Source organism: Acidobacteriota bacterium, assembly GCA_016700075.1.
Lineage (GTDB): Bacteria > Acidobacteriota > Blastocatellia > Pyrinomonadales > Pyrinomonadaceae > OLB17.
The window spans coordinates 2,586,059-2,600,786 of sequence record CP065000.1; the positions used below are offsets into that span (position 1 = coordinate 2,586,059).

Annotated in this window: 10 protein-coding genes; 6 read left to right on the plus strand and 4 right to left on the minus strand. The window is 55.2% G+C overall.

Annotation, left to right across the window (positions count from 1 at the left end; genetic code table 11):
* The first annotated feature begins 40 nt into the window (after positions 1-40).
* The 5 genes from IPM50_11650 (at position 41) to IPM50_11670 (ending at position 6,354) form a co-directional block, all read left to right on the plus strand.
* A complete protein-coding gene (locus IPM50_11650) occupies positions 41-1,156 on the plus strand; it encodes a glycosyltransferase family 4 protein (GenBank protein ID QQS32309.1) in 1,116 nt (371 codons plus the stop codon).
* Between the two features lie 49 nt (positions 1,157-1,205).
* On the plus strand, positions 1,206-2,510 hold the full coding sequence (locus IPM50_11655) for a peptidase M14 (GenBank protein QQS32310.1): 1,305 nt from the start codon (positions 1,206-1,208) through the stop codon (positions 2,508-2,510).
* Between the two features lie 12 nt (positions 2,511-2,522).
* The gene (recN, locus tag IPM50_11660) at positions 2,523-4,196 is read left to right on the plus strand and encodes a DNA repair protein RecN (GenBank protein QQS32311.1); all 1,674 of its coding nucleotides are present in this window, start codon (positions 2,523-2,525) and stop codon (positions 4,194-4,196) included.
* A 95-nt stretch (positions 4,197-4,291) separates the two neighbouring features.
* Positions 4,292-5,326, plus strand: coding sequence for an asparaginase (locus IPM50_11665; GenBank protein QQS32312.1), 1,035 nt, complete (start codon positions 4,292-4,294; stop codon positions 5,324-5,326).
* A 74-nt stretch (positions 5,327-5,400) separates the two neighbouring features.
* Positions 5,401-6,354 (plus strand): PD40 domain-containing protein, encoded by a 954-nt coding sequence (locus IPM50_11670; GenBank protein ID QQS32313.1) that lies wholly within the window; start codon positions 5,401-5,403, stop codon positions 6,352-6,354.
* Between the two features lie 182 nt (positions 6,355-6,536).
* On the opposite strand, the gene IPM50_11675 is transcribed toward IPM50_11670, so the two are convergent.
* The 3 genes from IPM50_11675 to IPM50_11685 form a co-directional block, all read right to left on the minus strand.
* Positions 6,537-6,965 carry a PIN domain-containing protein gene (locus IPM50_11675; protein QQS32314.1) on the minus strand — a complete coding sequence of 143 codons (429 nt, stop codon included), beginning with the start codon at positions 6,963-6,965 and terminating at the stop codon, positions 6,537-6,539.
* Entirely contained in the window at positions 6,962-7,213 is a 252-nt protein-coding gene (locus IPM50_11680; GenBank protein ID QQS32315.1) for a DUF2191 domain-containing protein, read from the minus strand. The genes IPM50_11675 and IPM50_11680 overlap by 4 nt, the downstream gene beginning before the upstream one ends.
* 80 nt (positions 7,214-7,293) lie before the next feature.
* Positions 7,294-11,031, minus strand: a complete 3,738-nt coding sequence (locus tag IPM50_11685; GenBank protein QQS32316.1) for an FAD-dependent oxidoreductase — start codon at positions 11,029-11,031, stop codon at positions 7,294-7,296.
* Positions 11,032-11,252: 221 nt separating this feature from the next.
* On the opposite strand from IPM50_11685, the gene IPM50_11690 reads away from it, so the two are divergent.
* Positions 11,253-13,748 carry a polysaccharide biosynthesis tyrosine autokinase gene (locus tag IPM50_11690; protein QQS32317.1) on the plus strand — a complete coding sequence of 832 codons (2,496 nt, stop codon included), beginning with the start codon at positions 11,253-11,255 and terminating at the stop codon, positions 13,746-13,748.
* Between the two features lie 108 nt (positions 13,749-13,856).
* On the opposite strand, the gene IPM50_11695 is transcribed toward IPM50_11690, so the two are convergent.
* Entirely contained in the window at positions 13,857-14,495 is a 639-nt protein-coding gene (locus IPM50_11695) for a lytic transglycosylase domain-containing protein (GenBank protein QQS34515.1), read from the minus strand.
* Positions 14,496-14,728 lie beyond the last annotated feature (233 nt).

The window sequence follows — 14,728 nt, forward strand, 5'->3', positions numbered from 1 at the left end:
CGGCACGCAGCTTTCGGGCTGCGTGCCTTTTTTGCGCCGGATGTTGAGATATAATCTCACTTGCGTGCGGATACTCCAGATCTCATCTGCAACCTCTTTCGGCGGCGGCGAACGCCATTTCGTCGAGCTGTGCCGCGGGCTTGACGCTCTCGGCCACGAGGTTTATGTTGCTCTTCGTCCTTCCTGCGAATGGACCGCGAGGCTCGATTTTCTGCCTGCAGACCGTTTTCTTTACGTATCGATCCGCAATTCTTTCGGGATGATCTCCGCGAAAAAGATCGCCCGCTTTGCGTCGCAGCATTCCATCGACATCATCCATGCGCATCTCGGCCGCGACTACATAACGGCGAGCATCGCCGCCCGTACGGTGCAAAATATCAAGCTCGTCCTGACGCGGCATGTGATGTTTCCGATGAAATCCTATCACCGCATCGCTCTGTCCAATGTAGATGCCGCGATAGGCGTTTCACCTGCCGTGACGGAAAGGCTGAGGATGACGTTCCGCTACGACCGCGTTCACACCATCTCGAACGGCGTAGCCTTTGGCGGCCTGTCCGGCAATGAGAACATCGGCGCCGAATTTCGCGAACTTCATTCCATCCCGAACGACGCTGTCATGATTACGACGCTCGGTGAGCTAAAGCTGCAAAAGGGCCAACGCGACTTTGTCCTGGCGGCGAACGAGATCGCGAAACGTCATCCTGAATGTTTTTTTGTGATGGCGGGCGAGGATAATTCGCTGGACAAACGTTTTCGCCGCGAACTGAAACGCATTGTCCGCGTTTTCGGCCTCGACGAACGCTTCCTGTGGCTGGGCTGGCTCGACGACATCGCCCCGCTGATGTCGGCGTCGGATATTTTTGTTTCGCCTTCGCATTCTGAGAGTTTCGGGCTCGCTATTCTCGACGCGATGGCGGCCGCCCGTGCTGTCGTCGCCACTGAGACCGACGGAGCAAAAGAACTCCTCGGCGGCATCACCGAGCTTGCACGCATACGCGACCCCATCGACCTTGCCGCAAAGATCGATCCGCTTATCGGCGACGCCGAAAAACGGGCATCTTTGGGCCGCGAACTGCGCGTCTCAGCGGTCGAGCGTTTCGGCATCGAAAAGATGATAGCCGCGACCGACAAGCTGTATCGAGATCTCGTAAAATGAATCGATATTTACCTTGCCGAGCATACGTTCAAGGGGTATCTTATTGTCTATGCGGCGGTTATTATTTTTCTTCCTCGCGGCTATGGTGTCTTTACTGAACGTGTCGGCGCAGACGCCCGAGGATATCGCGGCGGACTGGGAAGCCGCCCGAATTTCTACCGTTTTCCCGTCGGACACGCGTCATTCAGATGTGAAGCGCTATCTGGACGAACTTCGAAAACTCGGAATAAAGGTCGAACAGGTCGGACTGTCGAACGCCAACCGCGAGATCTATCAGATGGAGTGGGGCACCGGCCCGCTGAAGGTCTTTATGTGGTCGCAGATGCACGGCGATGAGCCGACAGCGACGCCCGCCCTGATGGACCTCTTCGCGTTTCTGCAAAAGAATGGCGCCCGTTCGGACGTCAAGCTCATTTCCGAGAAAATGACCATCCGGGCCGTTCCGATGCTCAATCCTGACGGAGCAGAGTTGTTCATTCGGCGCAATCTTCAGGGCATCGATATCAACCGCGATGCACTGAACCTCGCCACGCCGGAGGCAAGGATATTGAAACGTCTGCGTGACGACTGGAACCCCGCGATCGGCTTTAACCTGCACAACCAGCAGGAACTTACCGCCGCCGGAAATGTACCGCGTCAGGCTGCGATATCGTTCCTGGTGGTTTACGGCGATCCCGACAAGACAACGAGCCCAGGCCAGGAACGCAATCTTCGTCTCGCATCGGCCATGACGCGTGCTCTTCAGCGTTTTATTCCGGGCCACATCGGCCGCTATTCCGACGAATGGACGCCGACGGCTTTCGGCGACAACTTTTCAGCGTGGGGAACGCCGACGATATTGATAGAGACAGGCGGACTTCACGGCCGTGATGAGATGTTCTTGGTTAAAATGAATTTCGTTGCGTTCATTACCGCTCTCAACGCCCTCGCCACCGGCAGCGAAGCGAACGAAAGCACGACGCCGTATCTTGCCTTGCCGCTTAACGGCTCCGGAATTCTGGCGCACGTCATATTCCGCAATGCTATTGTCGTTAACGCCGGCAAACCTACGAACGGCGAGTCCGTTATCGTCGCTATTCGTCAGAGGCGGCGTGCAAGCTTTGCACAGGCGTTTCTTATCACATCGGTCGCACGCGATACTCGGCTCGTCGGACTCAGCGAATATAACGCCGCAGGCTATTACATCGTCCAGCGTTTCGGGCGGCTCCGCGAAAGCGAACTTGCCGAATTCTATTTCTACAAAATGGGCCGTGTTATTGATTGGACATCTCCCGATCTGGAGAAGGAATTTCCGCCCGATGCGGTATTTTCCGGCGGCAAATTCATTAAAGGAAGCCTGCCCGCCATCAGATGATATCCCTGTAAGATGTTGAGACTGCTGCAGATACGCAATATCGCACTGATCGACGAGCTCGTTGTTGAGTTCGGGCCCGGGCTAAATATGCTCACGGGCGAGACAGGCTCAGGAAAGTCGATCATTGTTGATTCGTTGGGTGCATTGACCGGCGGACGAGTAACTGCGGACATCATCAAGCAGGGAAGCGAAACCGCCTCGATCGAAGGTGCGTTCAACGTGAGCGATGATGCGCCGTTGTTTCAATTGCTCGCCGAAAGCGGCGTCGATGCCGAGACCGGCGACGAGATCATCATCCGCCGCGAACTTTCGGCCGCCGGGCGAAACCGCATCTTTCTCAACGGCCAATTGATCACCCAAAACCTGCTCCGTCGCGTCGGCATGTTTCTCGTCGATATTCACGGCCAGGGCGAGCAGGCAGACATCTACGACGCCTCGCGGCATCTGGATATGCTCGATGCATACGCCGGTACGGCCGAATTCATAGGCAAAGTCGCGGCCGCCTATTCCGAATATGCTGCCGTTGAGGCCGAACTCGCAGATCTTCGCCGCGACGACGCCGAAAAACTGCAGATGCTCGACGTTCTGCGTTTTCAGGCGGACGAGATCTCGCGTGCCGAACTTCGCAAAGGCGAGGAAGATGAACTCGAAGCGGAGAAGCGTCGTCTTCTGAACGTCGAAAAACTGACCACGCTCAGCAGCGAGGCGCTTTCGCTGCTCTACGAGGACGACGCTTCGGCAAGCTCCGCGATCGAGCGTGCACGCCGAAATGTCGAGGAACTTGCATCGTTCGAAGACCGTTTCGCGGGCTATCTCGAAGGCCTCGAGACGGCTCGTTCGGTGATCGACGACCTCGCGTCGGAGCTTCGCGGCATGGCGACGCATCTCGAATTTTCGCCCGAACGCCTCGAAGAGATCGAGACGCGGCTCGCCGAAATATCGCGGCTAAAACGAAAATACGGCGGGTCGGTCGAGGCCGTGCTCGAACATTTCGACGTCATCAAGATCCGTCTTGAAGGCTTCGACAATTCGGATCTTCGCGAGCGGGAACTCAACCTCCGGCTCGAGACGCTGCGTGCGGAGTATGACGCGGCTGCCGCCGAACTCAGCCGCGAACGGAAAAAGGCCGCAAAGAAACTGGAGGCCGATGTCGTAAAGGCACTCGCCGATGTCGCACTCGAAAAGGCGCGTTTCGAGGTGCGTTTTGACGAAAATGACGTCGAGTTTCGTTCGGCGAAAGGCACGGACCGCGTCGAATTCTACTTTTCCGCGAATCCCGGCGAGGCCGTGCGACCGCTCGTCAGGGTCGCGTCCGGCGGCGAAGCGTCGCGTCTGATGCTGACGCTGAAAACCGTCATCGGTGCGTCGAAACGTGCCAAAACGGCCGTTTTTGACGAGGTCGATTCGGGTATTGGCGGACGAGTTGCTGAGGCCGTTGGGAGAAAGCTGCGTTCGCTGTCCGCGTCGGCACAGGTGCTGTGCGTGACGCATCAGCCGCAGATCGCATCACTCGCTGACCGGCATTTCGTTGTCGAAAAAGAGGTCAAATCCGGCAGCACGAGTATCGGTGTTCGATCCCTTTCACCGGAAGAACAAGTTGAAGAGATCGCACGCATGCTCGCCGGCGAACGCGTGACAGACGAAGCACGCGAAAACGCCAAGGCAATGCTCGCGTCTGCAAAATAAGGATCGAAACCACCGATGAACTCAGATCAACACCGATGCCTGAATTCTGCTGACCATCTGTGTGCATTTGTGTTGATCTGTGGTTAACTTTTTCTATGCCTTCACAGGTCATTGCAAATGTCATTCGCGGCGAGACGGTCGAATCCGTCCACCGCGGCCACGTCATCGTCCTCGGCGGCGACGGCGAGGTGATGTTCTCGCTCGGCGATCCAAAGACCGTCACCTATTTCCGGTCGGCCGCCAAACCGCTGCAGGCACTTCCATTTGTCGCAAGCGGTGCGGCTGATGAATTCGGGTTTTCAGAAGAAGAGATCGCGTTGGCGTGTGCATCGCATTCCGGCGAACAGCGGCACGTTCGCGTTGCTGAATTGATGCTCGAGCGTATCGGCCTGACCGAAGCTCACCTTCGCTGCGGCGCTCATTTGCCGTTCTATGAAAAAGAGGCCGAGCGAATGCAGCGTGCGAACGAGTATCCGACGCAGCTTCACAACAACTGCTCAGGCAAACATGCCGCGATGCTGGCGACCGCAAAATTCACCGGGGCAGAGATCGCGGACTACGATTCGGTCGAAAATCCGGTGCAGCAGGAGATATTGCGAGTTATCTCCGTCTTTGCGGAATTGCCTGAGGACAAGATCGCCATAGGCATCGACGGCTGTGCGGCGCCGAATTTTTCGATGCCGCTTGCCGCGATGGCGAAGAGCTTTCTGAATCTCATTTCGCCGCCCGACGGCATCGATACGAAATATCGTGAAGCCGCATCGCGGGTCGTGTCCGCAATGAAAAACAATCCCGAGCTTGTCGGCGGTACTGATCGGCTCGATTCGATGCTGATGCATGCCGCCGAAGGACGCATCATTTCAAAGGTTGGTGCCGAAGGCGTATGGCTTTGCGGCGTTCTGCCAAGCGATAAGCATCCGAATAGCCTCGCCATCGCCCTTAAGGTCGAGGACGGCGACGACCGCCGAGCCCGGCCCGTCACCGCGGTTGCGTTGCTAAAACACCTTGGCGTACTTTCGTCTGACGCACTTGCCGAACTTTCGCCAATGCCGATCAAGAACCGCCGCGGCGACGTGGTCGGCCGCGTCGTCTCCATGGCAACTGTAACCGTTGATAAGAAACAAAGATAGGCATATACTCAGCCGCGGCAGTGATTATCAGTCGTTATGTTCTCTAAAGTTCTTTAAATAGTTGGTATTTAGTTATGAAAACAATCAGCCCGCTATTACTTATCCTTGTAGGATTGTCGTTTCCAATACTGGCGCAATCCAAAATCGAATCGAAACAAAAAGTAATCGTTGAAACTAAAGGCGGCGATAAGGTTACAGGTTTATTTATTTCGGGAGATTCTAAATCTGTCATCATCGAAGTTTCCGGTGCAAGGGTCACTTTTGACTTGGCGGACTTAACAATTTTGCGTTTTGGTGAAATAGCGACCGCGAAACGGTTGGTGTTGACAGAACGTCAAGACAGGACGACACCTTATTTTTCTAATCTCTTTGTCGAGTTCGACGACGGTTCTCGAAAGCAACTTGCTGAATATACATCTCCATATCGAGGGGCTGAGATGTCGAAAGATTGCCGTTATGTGATATTTAACGAACACGGCGATTGCGACGGAGATGGAGTTGTTACATTAAAGGATGACGTCTGGGGATTTATAGTTGCGATCGATGGTAGCAATAAACGACAGTTTGGGACCTTGCCCTTTTCCTTCTCCCCTGATGGAAAGCGAGTCGCCTTTAGGTCGAAAAGGAGCGGGACCTACGAAGTTTGGACAATCGATGTTAACGGTGGTTCAGAGCATCAGTTAACTACGCAAGCCCGTTGGGCCGGGCATATACATTGGTCGCCGGATGGACGCTGGATTGCGTTTTACTCAAATGATGACACTGGTTCGTATGCAGCGGTCGTCAGGCCAGATGGATCCGGTTTCAGGAGAGTTTCTCCAAACGTGGGTAACGGTTGGGGAATGGACTGGACAGTGGATGGCAAGTTAGTGTTTCCCATCGAGGTCGAGCCTGGAAAGCGTCGAATGCATTCGGTGAAGCCTGATGGTACTGGCTTGAGGGATATCACGGGAACCACAATTCGAGTTGAAAACCGTCTGCGCTGTGGCTGGCCACAGGAAGACAAGGGCCCACTTAAAGAGTGGTGACGTTTCGGCGAAGAGAGTTAGCTGGGCGGCACAACATCTTAGAGACCTCTCATAAGCGTTCTATCCAGCCACAGGTTCCCCAGTTTTTCCCGAATGCTTTCGGAATGTATGTTTTCGTGCAGGCCTATGAGATCGAAAGGTATAGATCTCGGTTTCAGCAAACTATTCTCCACTTAAGGTGGTTAAGTTTGGAGTGGATTAATGGTTCGCAAGTTCTGAAACCTCGAAAAATCAAGGTCGGTCGTTGCGACTGTTGCTCCACAAGAGACGGCCATAGAGGCAATATGCGCGTCCATGACAAGATTCCCGGTTGCTTGGGTTTCGGTAAGCATCCTTGCAAAAAGCGGCCAGTTTCTTGTACCAAAAGAAACCAAATGAGTGTTTTCACGATCGAGCCAATCGCTTACAACTTGAACGGCTTCAGACAGCGGTGCCGGGTTCCGTAAAATGCTCGGATGAGTCAAGATGCGAACGAATCCGGTAATTGTTTGCCACGAAAAGAAAACTTCTTTCTCGGAAAGCGTTTCCTCTAGCCATAGCTTAGCTTCGGTATGCAACGGGCTGTTCCGATCGTAGGCGTACAGCAACATGTTGACGTCGGGAAAGATCATCGGCGGTTCGGTCCTTCGACTATATCAAGCAGTTCTTCAATATTGTCGTAGCTAAGTCCTTCGCGAAGTCCGAGATTAAAGGGCTTAACTACAAAGCGCTTATGTTTACGAGTCTTAGTTACAGGAGCCTTAAGGCCTTGCCTCAGGACATCGTTTACGATCTCCTTAAACGAACGTTCCGGCTCAGCATTCTGGATTCTTCGAAGACCAAACTCAACGTCCTCATCAATGGTCAGCGTCGTTCTCATAATATGAGCATTATACGATATAATCATCCAAGAGACAACATCAAACCATCAGATTATTGATGCCGTGATGTCAAAATGACTCATTGTCCATGCTTCAGGTTTTTAAATTCATCTTTCCCAAACACGCGATCAAGCCATAGGTTCGTTAATTTCTCCTGAACGCTGTTCGCTTTTAGGCGGTCGTTCAGGTTCTTGAAATCGACGAAATCGAGGTGCTGATCCTGGTTAAAGCACGAGAAAACGAAGAATTCTTCGCCGGTGTGCGGGTTGACGTGGCGTTGGAGACACTGTGCGCAGACCTCTTTCATCATGCACTGCATCGGCGAGTTGATCGATCCGATGGCAACGTGGCCTTCTTTCAGGAACGGTTTTAGAACAGTGTGGCGAGCCTCGCGGACGCCGTTCATCATACGGTCGGAGCCGATAGCGATGATACGGTCGATCTCGTGCAGCCTGACGTGCTGTTCGCCCATGTTTCCCTGAGCGTAGGCGACCATCGCTTCGACGATATTGCCGCGGTGATGCGCGTCCTGAGGGCGATGCGGTTCGATGAAATCGCCCGCGTCGGTCGCCCATATCACCTGATCGGTCGCGTTCTCTATCTCTTCGCGTTTGAAAAGGTCCGCGCTGTTTTTATAGCCCGCAAAATAGACGACCTTGTTGTTCTTGGCGCGCAACGCTCTCGCGATCGAGAACAGCACGGCATTGCCCAGTCCGCCGCCTGCCAGCAGAACGGTCTCGTTCTCCGGTATCTCGGTCGGCGTGCCGGTCGGACCCATCACGAGAACTTCCTCGCCCTCTTTCAGAAGCGAACACAGCCGAGACGACGTGCCCATCTCAAGCACGATCATCGAAAGCAGGCCGGCTTCTTCATCGACCCACGCGCCTGTCAGCGCGAGGCCCTCCATCATCAGTCGAGTGCCGTCAACTATCGGTGCCTGCGTTTCAAAATTCTGGAGGCGATAGAATTGCCCCGGCTCGAATTTACGCGCCTGCAGCGGAGCCTTTACGATGACGTCAACAATCGTCGGCGTTAGGCGTTCGACCTTGACGACATACGCACGGAGCTGTTCGTCGAGCTTCGCAGTGAGGTCGCTGAAAGTGTCGGGCCGCAGGCCGCCGGCCTGCATTTCCGAAACAGGCAAGCTGGCAGTCTGCGCCCCGTCAAACAGCTCGACGACCCTCGTATAGCCATGCTTTGCCGATGCCATCGCCTTGACGACGTTGCCGGCATATTGCGGATGGTTGTCGCCGTAGTACGAGATGAATTTGCCGTCGTGTTCATACGATGTGAAAAAGCCCGCCTCGCCTTTCACGGCCTCTTCCAGATGGAATTTGCCGTCGCCGTTCTTCACGGCTTTGAAGGGTTTAAAGAACTGCCGCCATTCGTCGAGCTGGAAAGTTCCCGGCTTTTCCTTTTCGTAGACCACGTTCGGCGAAGTGCCGGCCGCGACACAGACCGTGCGCGCCGGGAATTCGTGTATCTCGCCTGAATTGTTGAATTTACCCGTTTCGGCGTCAAAATTCACTGCCTCGAATTTTATCGCTTTTACCGCGCCGTATTCGTCCGGCACGGCTTCGGTCGGCGACATCAGTTCGACGATGTTTATGCCTTCTTCCAGAGCCTTCTGCACCTCTTCGTGGTTGAGCCTGTATGCAGGGCTGTCCTGCAGCCGCTTGCGGTAAACCAGCGAAACGCCGCCCCATGAACGCACCAGCGACACGAGATCGGGCGATTCGCCCGCGGCCGCAGCACGCGTTTTTTCAGCACGGACGGCATGGCCGTGTTCGAGGAATTCTTTCAGCACGCCGCGTTCTTCTTCGTCGAACGCCGCCATCGCGGCCTCTTCGCCGAATTCTGCAACGACGTCCTCATACTTATCGAGTATCTTTTCGACCTGCACCGGATAATACGCGAAAAGTTCTGTTGCAGTGTCGATGCCGGTCAATCCGCCGCCGATCACAACGGCCGGAAGCCGAACCTGCAGATTCGACAGGGTATCTCGTTTGAATGCACCCGTAAGCTGCAGTGCCATCAGAAAATCCGAAGCCTGCCGAATGCCGCGGATAAGGTTGTTCTTCATCGGAACGATGGTCGGGCGTCCGGCACCCGTTGCGATGGCGATGTGGTCAAATCCGAATTCCCACGCGTCCTCTATCGTCACCGTGCCGCCGAAACGCACGCCGCCGTAGGCACGGAAATTTTTCCGCCGCTGCAGCATGAGCTGCACCATCGTCAGAAAATTTTTGTCCCAGCGGACCGTAATGCCGTATTCCGAAACGCCGCCAAAGCCGGACAATATCCGTTCGTCGAGTTCTTCGGTGATGTCGGAAAGGAGCTTGACCGGTTTCGGACACGTTTGGCCGAGGTTTCCTGTCCATTCCGCGGGCAACGGCTCGATCTTTAGCCCGTCGATGCCGACGACGCCGAAACCTTCATTCACCAGATAATGAGCGAGCGTGTATCCGGCAGGCCCGAGGCCGACGACCATCACATTCTTGCCGTTGTAGGGAAGTGCGTACGGCCGCTTTGCGTTCAGCGGGTTCCAACGCGTCAGCAGGCTGTATATCTCGAAACCGTACGGCAGGTTCAGCACGTCTGTGAGCGACGCCGTCTCTGCAAGAGGTATGTTCACGGGCTCCTGCTTTTGGAAAATGCAGCCCTTCATACAGTCGTTGCAGATACGGTGGCCGGTGCCCGCGCACATAGGATTATCGACTGTGATGATGGCAAGTGAGCCGATCGGGTCGCCCTGCTTTTTGAGCACGTGCATTTCCGAAATGCGCTCGTCCAGCGGGCAGCCTTCCGTCTTGATGCCGAGCGGATTGCGTTTCGCGGTGCCGTCCGGCTCACGTAGGCCCGTCGAACACGCATCCTTTTCGCGCTCGTGACAGATCATGCAGTAATCGATCTCGTACAGAGCGTCGCGCATTGTGCCGCGGTCGTCCGTCAGTTTGAAACCGACGCGGTGGCGAATATCCTCGTCGCGGCCGCGCATTATATTGTGCAGCTTCGGTTCGGGATGTATCAGGTGAACCAGATTTTGATAATCGAGTGCGTGCGGCGTCTTATAAGCGGCCCATTTCTTGTCGCGTTTGATGAAATGCAGTGCAGACCATCGTTCGAGCACCTGAACCGCGGCCTTTACGGTAAGCAGATCGCCTGTTCCGGCTATGTCGATCACGGCAGCCTCGAAAAACGCACCGAAAGGCCGATCCTTCAGCTTTTCATATGCGTCCGCGACGCGCTTTGCAACCGCTTTGGCCTCGGCATCCTCGCCGTCTTTGCCCAAGGCTTCATCGGCGGCCAGCAGTTCGGCTGCCATCGTCGCGACGCCTAGTTCTTCGTCAAAACGCAGAGTGTCGGAGAAGGCCGTGCTGCGAAATTCGCGGATAGCGTCGTCCAGCTTCGTTTCGTCGAGTGCCGAAATGTCCTCCAGCGACTTGTATTTCTTCGCTGCCTGCCGTTGAACGAAGAACTTGTATTTCCAGATCGGGTCTTGCTCATTAATAGCGGCCGCGACGGCGTTTCGCTCTTCTTCTATGTGAAAAAGCCTCGCAACAAATGCCGACAGAAACGGTGCTGCATCGGTCAAAATGTTCGATTCAGCACGGCGCTCGATGCCCTCGCCGCGGTTTTCGATATACTGCCGCAAAGCCCGCCCGAGGTCCGGCTGCTTTAGATCCACCTCCGAGTAAAAGGCCTCGGCAAGTTCTGCCAGTTTCCCGGCGTCAAAGAGGTCCGAATAGCGGAAGCCCTCGATCCCGAGCTCCATATCGTGATCGGTATTGCCAATTTTCGAAAATTCCGCGCTCATAATCATATACTGTTCCTAAAAGGTGCCGCAGAGCAAACCAACAATATACCATTCGGGCGGCATCGAATTAAAGATTCGGAACCCGCTGGCATCACGCGGCGTGGTATCATCGTATGTATCCAAGCGGTAAAATTGCGTGAAATAAGCCTGCGGATGTGTTATAAACAAATTTTGCCTTTATTTCTCAGGAGTTTCCTGAATTAGCTTGGATCATTTGTAGTATGGAAAACGACCAGCGGCTGACGCCACTACCGGTAACCACGGACCTGCAGCCGGCGCAAGTAGATTATCCGTTCAATTATTCGCCGTCTTACGACGATTCTTTCGAGAGTAAGCGTTCGATACGTCAGTATGTGAACGTCGTCATCAAACGGCTGCCTGTCATTTTGGCCCTAACCGTGTTGGTCACGGCCGCCGCCGCGATCTATTCGTACCGCCAGCCGTCGATATTCCAGGCACAGACAGCGATCATCATCGAACCGCGAAAGCCTGAGGTCACCAAAAAAGACGTCATCAACATCAATTTCGGAAACGATCAGACGTACTACAATACACAGCTCAAACTCCTCCAAAATCACGACCTGATGAAGCGAGTGGTCGTTTCGCTTGGCCTGCATCGCGAAGCAAACCTGTTCGGCTCATCGGGGATGGGCATTTGGTCCACGATCAAAGGGCTATTCGGCGGCTCAAACCAGCCTGAAGAGAATGCGGGCATGCTGCCCGTGGTTTCAGAGGACGGCGCCGATGGTGCGAAAGCAGGCGAGGTTCAGCTCTCGCCTGAGGAAAGCCGCCGTGCGGATCTGTATGCTGCGACCTTGGTCGGCGGCCTCCGTGTAGAACAGGTCGAAAGAACAAATATCGTAAATATCTCGGTCACGAGCACGAAACCCGAGATCGCCGCCAAGGTCGCGGACAAGGTCGCAGAGCTTTTCATCAAGGAAGATATCGAGCGCGAAACGTCAGGAGCGCTAAAGGCCTACGAAGACCTCGCCAACTCGATCGAAGACCTGAAAGCGACCATCATCAAGCAGGAGAACGACTACATCGAAGAGATGCGGTCAGCGAATCTGCCGCTGCAGGAACGCGGCGGCGACCTGCGTGCAAACAACCTCGAAGCCCTGCTCGGCCAGTGGCGCACTGCGTATGACGATGCGAACAAGATACAGACGCTGTACACCGCAGCTCTGAATGCCAGCGGTAAAGGCGACATACTTTCCGTTGTAGGCGACAACAAAGCTATCCAGGACGCCCGCAGCCAGAATCTAAAGCGCCGTGCCGACCTCGAAAAACGTATCGAGGACATGGACAAGCAGATAAATGCGGCACGCGAAAAACGGCAGACACTGCTTGCGAAATACACCGAAGAATATCGTGAGGTCCAGGCAGTTGATGCTCAGATCCGCGAACTCGAAGCTCAAAAGGCCGAAGTCAGCAGGGAAGTTTCCTCAAAGATCACCGAGGAAGGCAAAAAGCTGGAAGCCGACGCCGAGCGTGAGGTGATGGCAAGCCTTCGTGCTCAGCTTGCCGCCGCTCAACAGCGTGAAGGCCGAGCCCGTGCTGCCTTTGAGGCAGCGGCCGCTAAGGCCAATTTCGAGGGCCAGGTCGAAACCAAACTCATCGGCTCGAAACGCGAGATCGAATCGAACCGCAGCCTGCTCGACACCTACGTGCAGCGGCAAAAGGAACAGGAACTCGCCATCGCGAGCGGCCGCCCGAACAACATCAAGATCCAAAGCAACGCCGTCACGCCGACGGCGCCGATAGGCCCGCAGAGGACACAGAACATTCTGGTTGCGATGCTGATCGCGTTCGCCGCGGGCGTCGGCCTTGCGTTCCTGTTGGATTATCTCGACGATTCGGTCAAAAGTTCTGACGACATCAGTCGGCACCTCGGCCTGCCGACGCTTGCTCTTATTCCGCATCAGTTCGCTAATGAGAAGCGTAAAATGCTGCCGTCCGCATCCAGAAACGGGCCGGGAGCCGTGCAGGGCAGCGCCTTGATCACGCTCGACGACCGTAATTCGCCTATGGCGGAGGCGTATCGCCACCTGCGTACGTCGCTGCTTTTCTCAAGTGCAGGCAAGCCGCCGCAGACGATACTCGTCACATCGGCACAGCCGTCCGAAGGAAAAACGACGACCGCGATAAATACTGCCATCACGCTCGCTCAGGCCGATGCTGACGTGATCATCATCGACTGCGATCTTCGCCGTCCGCGTCTGCACAGCCACTTCGGGCTCGAGAATGCACGCGGCATCACGAACTACCTTTCCGGCGATCGTGATCTGGACAGCATCGTCCGCACCTATGACGATCTGCCGCGGCTGAAGGTGATCACCAGCGGCCCGATACCGCCGAATCCCGCGGAACTTCTCAGCTCGAACGAGATGCGCCATCTGCTTGAGGAGCTTTCGGCCAAATACAAACACGTAATTGTCGATTCGCCGCCGGCCATCTCCTTTACCGACGCTGCCATCATCTCGACCTTGGTTGACGGCGTAGTGCTCGTCGCTATGGCGAACAAGAGTTCGATGCATCTGATGCGTCAGTTCAAACAGCGCGTCCACAACATGGGAGCCCGCATATACGGCGTCGTTCTCAACGGCATCAAATCCGGCTCCGTCGAATACGATTACTACGGCTCCGGCTATTATCACTACTATTCACGCAGCTCCGAGGACACTTCGACGCCCTACATGGACGACGAGCGTTACTAGACATGAACACCCAATTCGAATAAAAACGCGGCCGCTGATCGCAGCGGCCGCAAGTCTTTCGACGAATTGGAGAAGAGTGTTACTCTGCTTTTGTGGGATCCTTAAAAACTATTGACTTACCAGCCTCATGCGTCCATCGGCAAGCCTGATCGCCACCGGCGCCGGTTCATAAACTGTCAGCGGCCGCGATTCTTTCTTTTCGAGCTTTGCGACCTCGGTCACGGGCAGCCGCTTCGCATTGCGTGCAAAACTGCCGTCCGTCATTTGGTTATATCGTGCAGAAATGCGCCGCACGTATTCCTGCGTTTCGCGGAAAGGCGGCACGTTGTTCCCGTATCGCATAACGGCACCTTCGCCCGCGTTGTAGCCCGCCAGGGCGAGTACGACATCGCCGTTGAACATATTCAGCAGCATACGGAGATATTTCACGCCGCCGTCGATGTTTTGTTTCGGGTCGTATATATTCGTCACACCGAGACGGCGTGCCGTCGCGGGCATCAGCTGCATCAGGCCGCTTGCACCTTTATGCGACGTGGCTCCGACCTTGAATGACGATTCCTGATGCATCACGGCGTAAACAAGCATCGGATCGACGCCGTATCGGGCACCGGACTCGACAATGTACGAATCGATCACGGAATTTCCGGTCGAAAAGCCCTTCAGGCCGGAACCGGCAGCCATCTTTACGGGTGTGTAGCTCGCGTTCCTGTAAAGCTCTCGCGTCGCGAGGCCTTCGTTGACGTTCATCCTCGGGGCGGCCGCAGGTTTCTGCTGCGCGGTTGGAGCGGTTTGAGCCGTCGTCTGAACAAGATTCTTGCCGTTCTTTCCGCGGGTATTCTTTGCAGCAGCCGCGGGCTTTGCTTTCGCCGCGACAGGCACGAAGTCGGGGCGGACCACGTTCACTCCTTTCACGGTGTCAAAATTATCAAAAAATCGGGGTCTGTCCTGTGAAAAAGTGGGCATCACCGCACAGAACACGA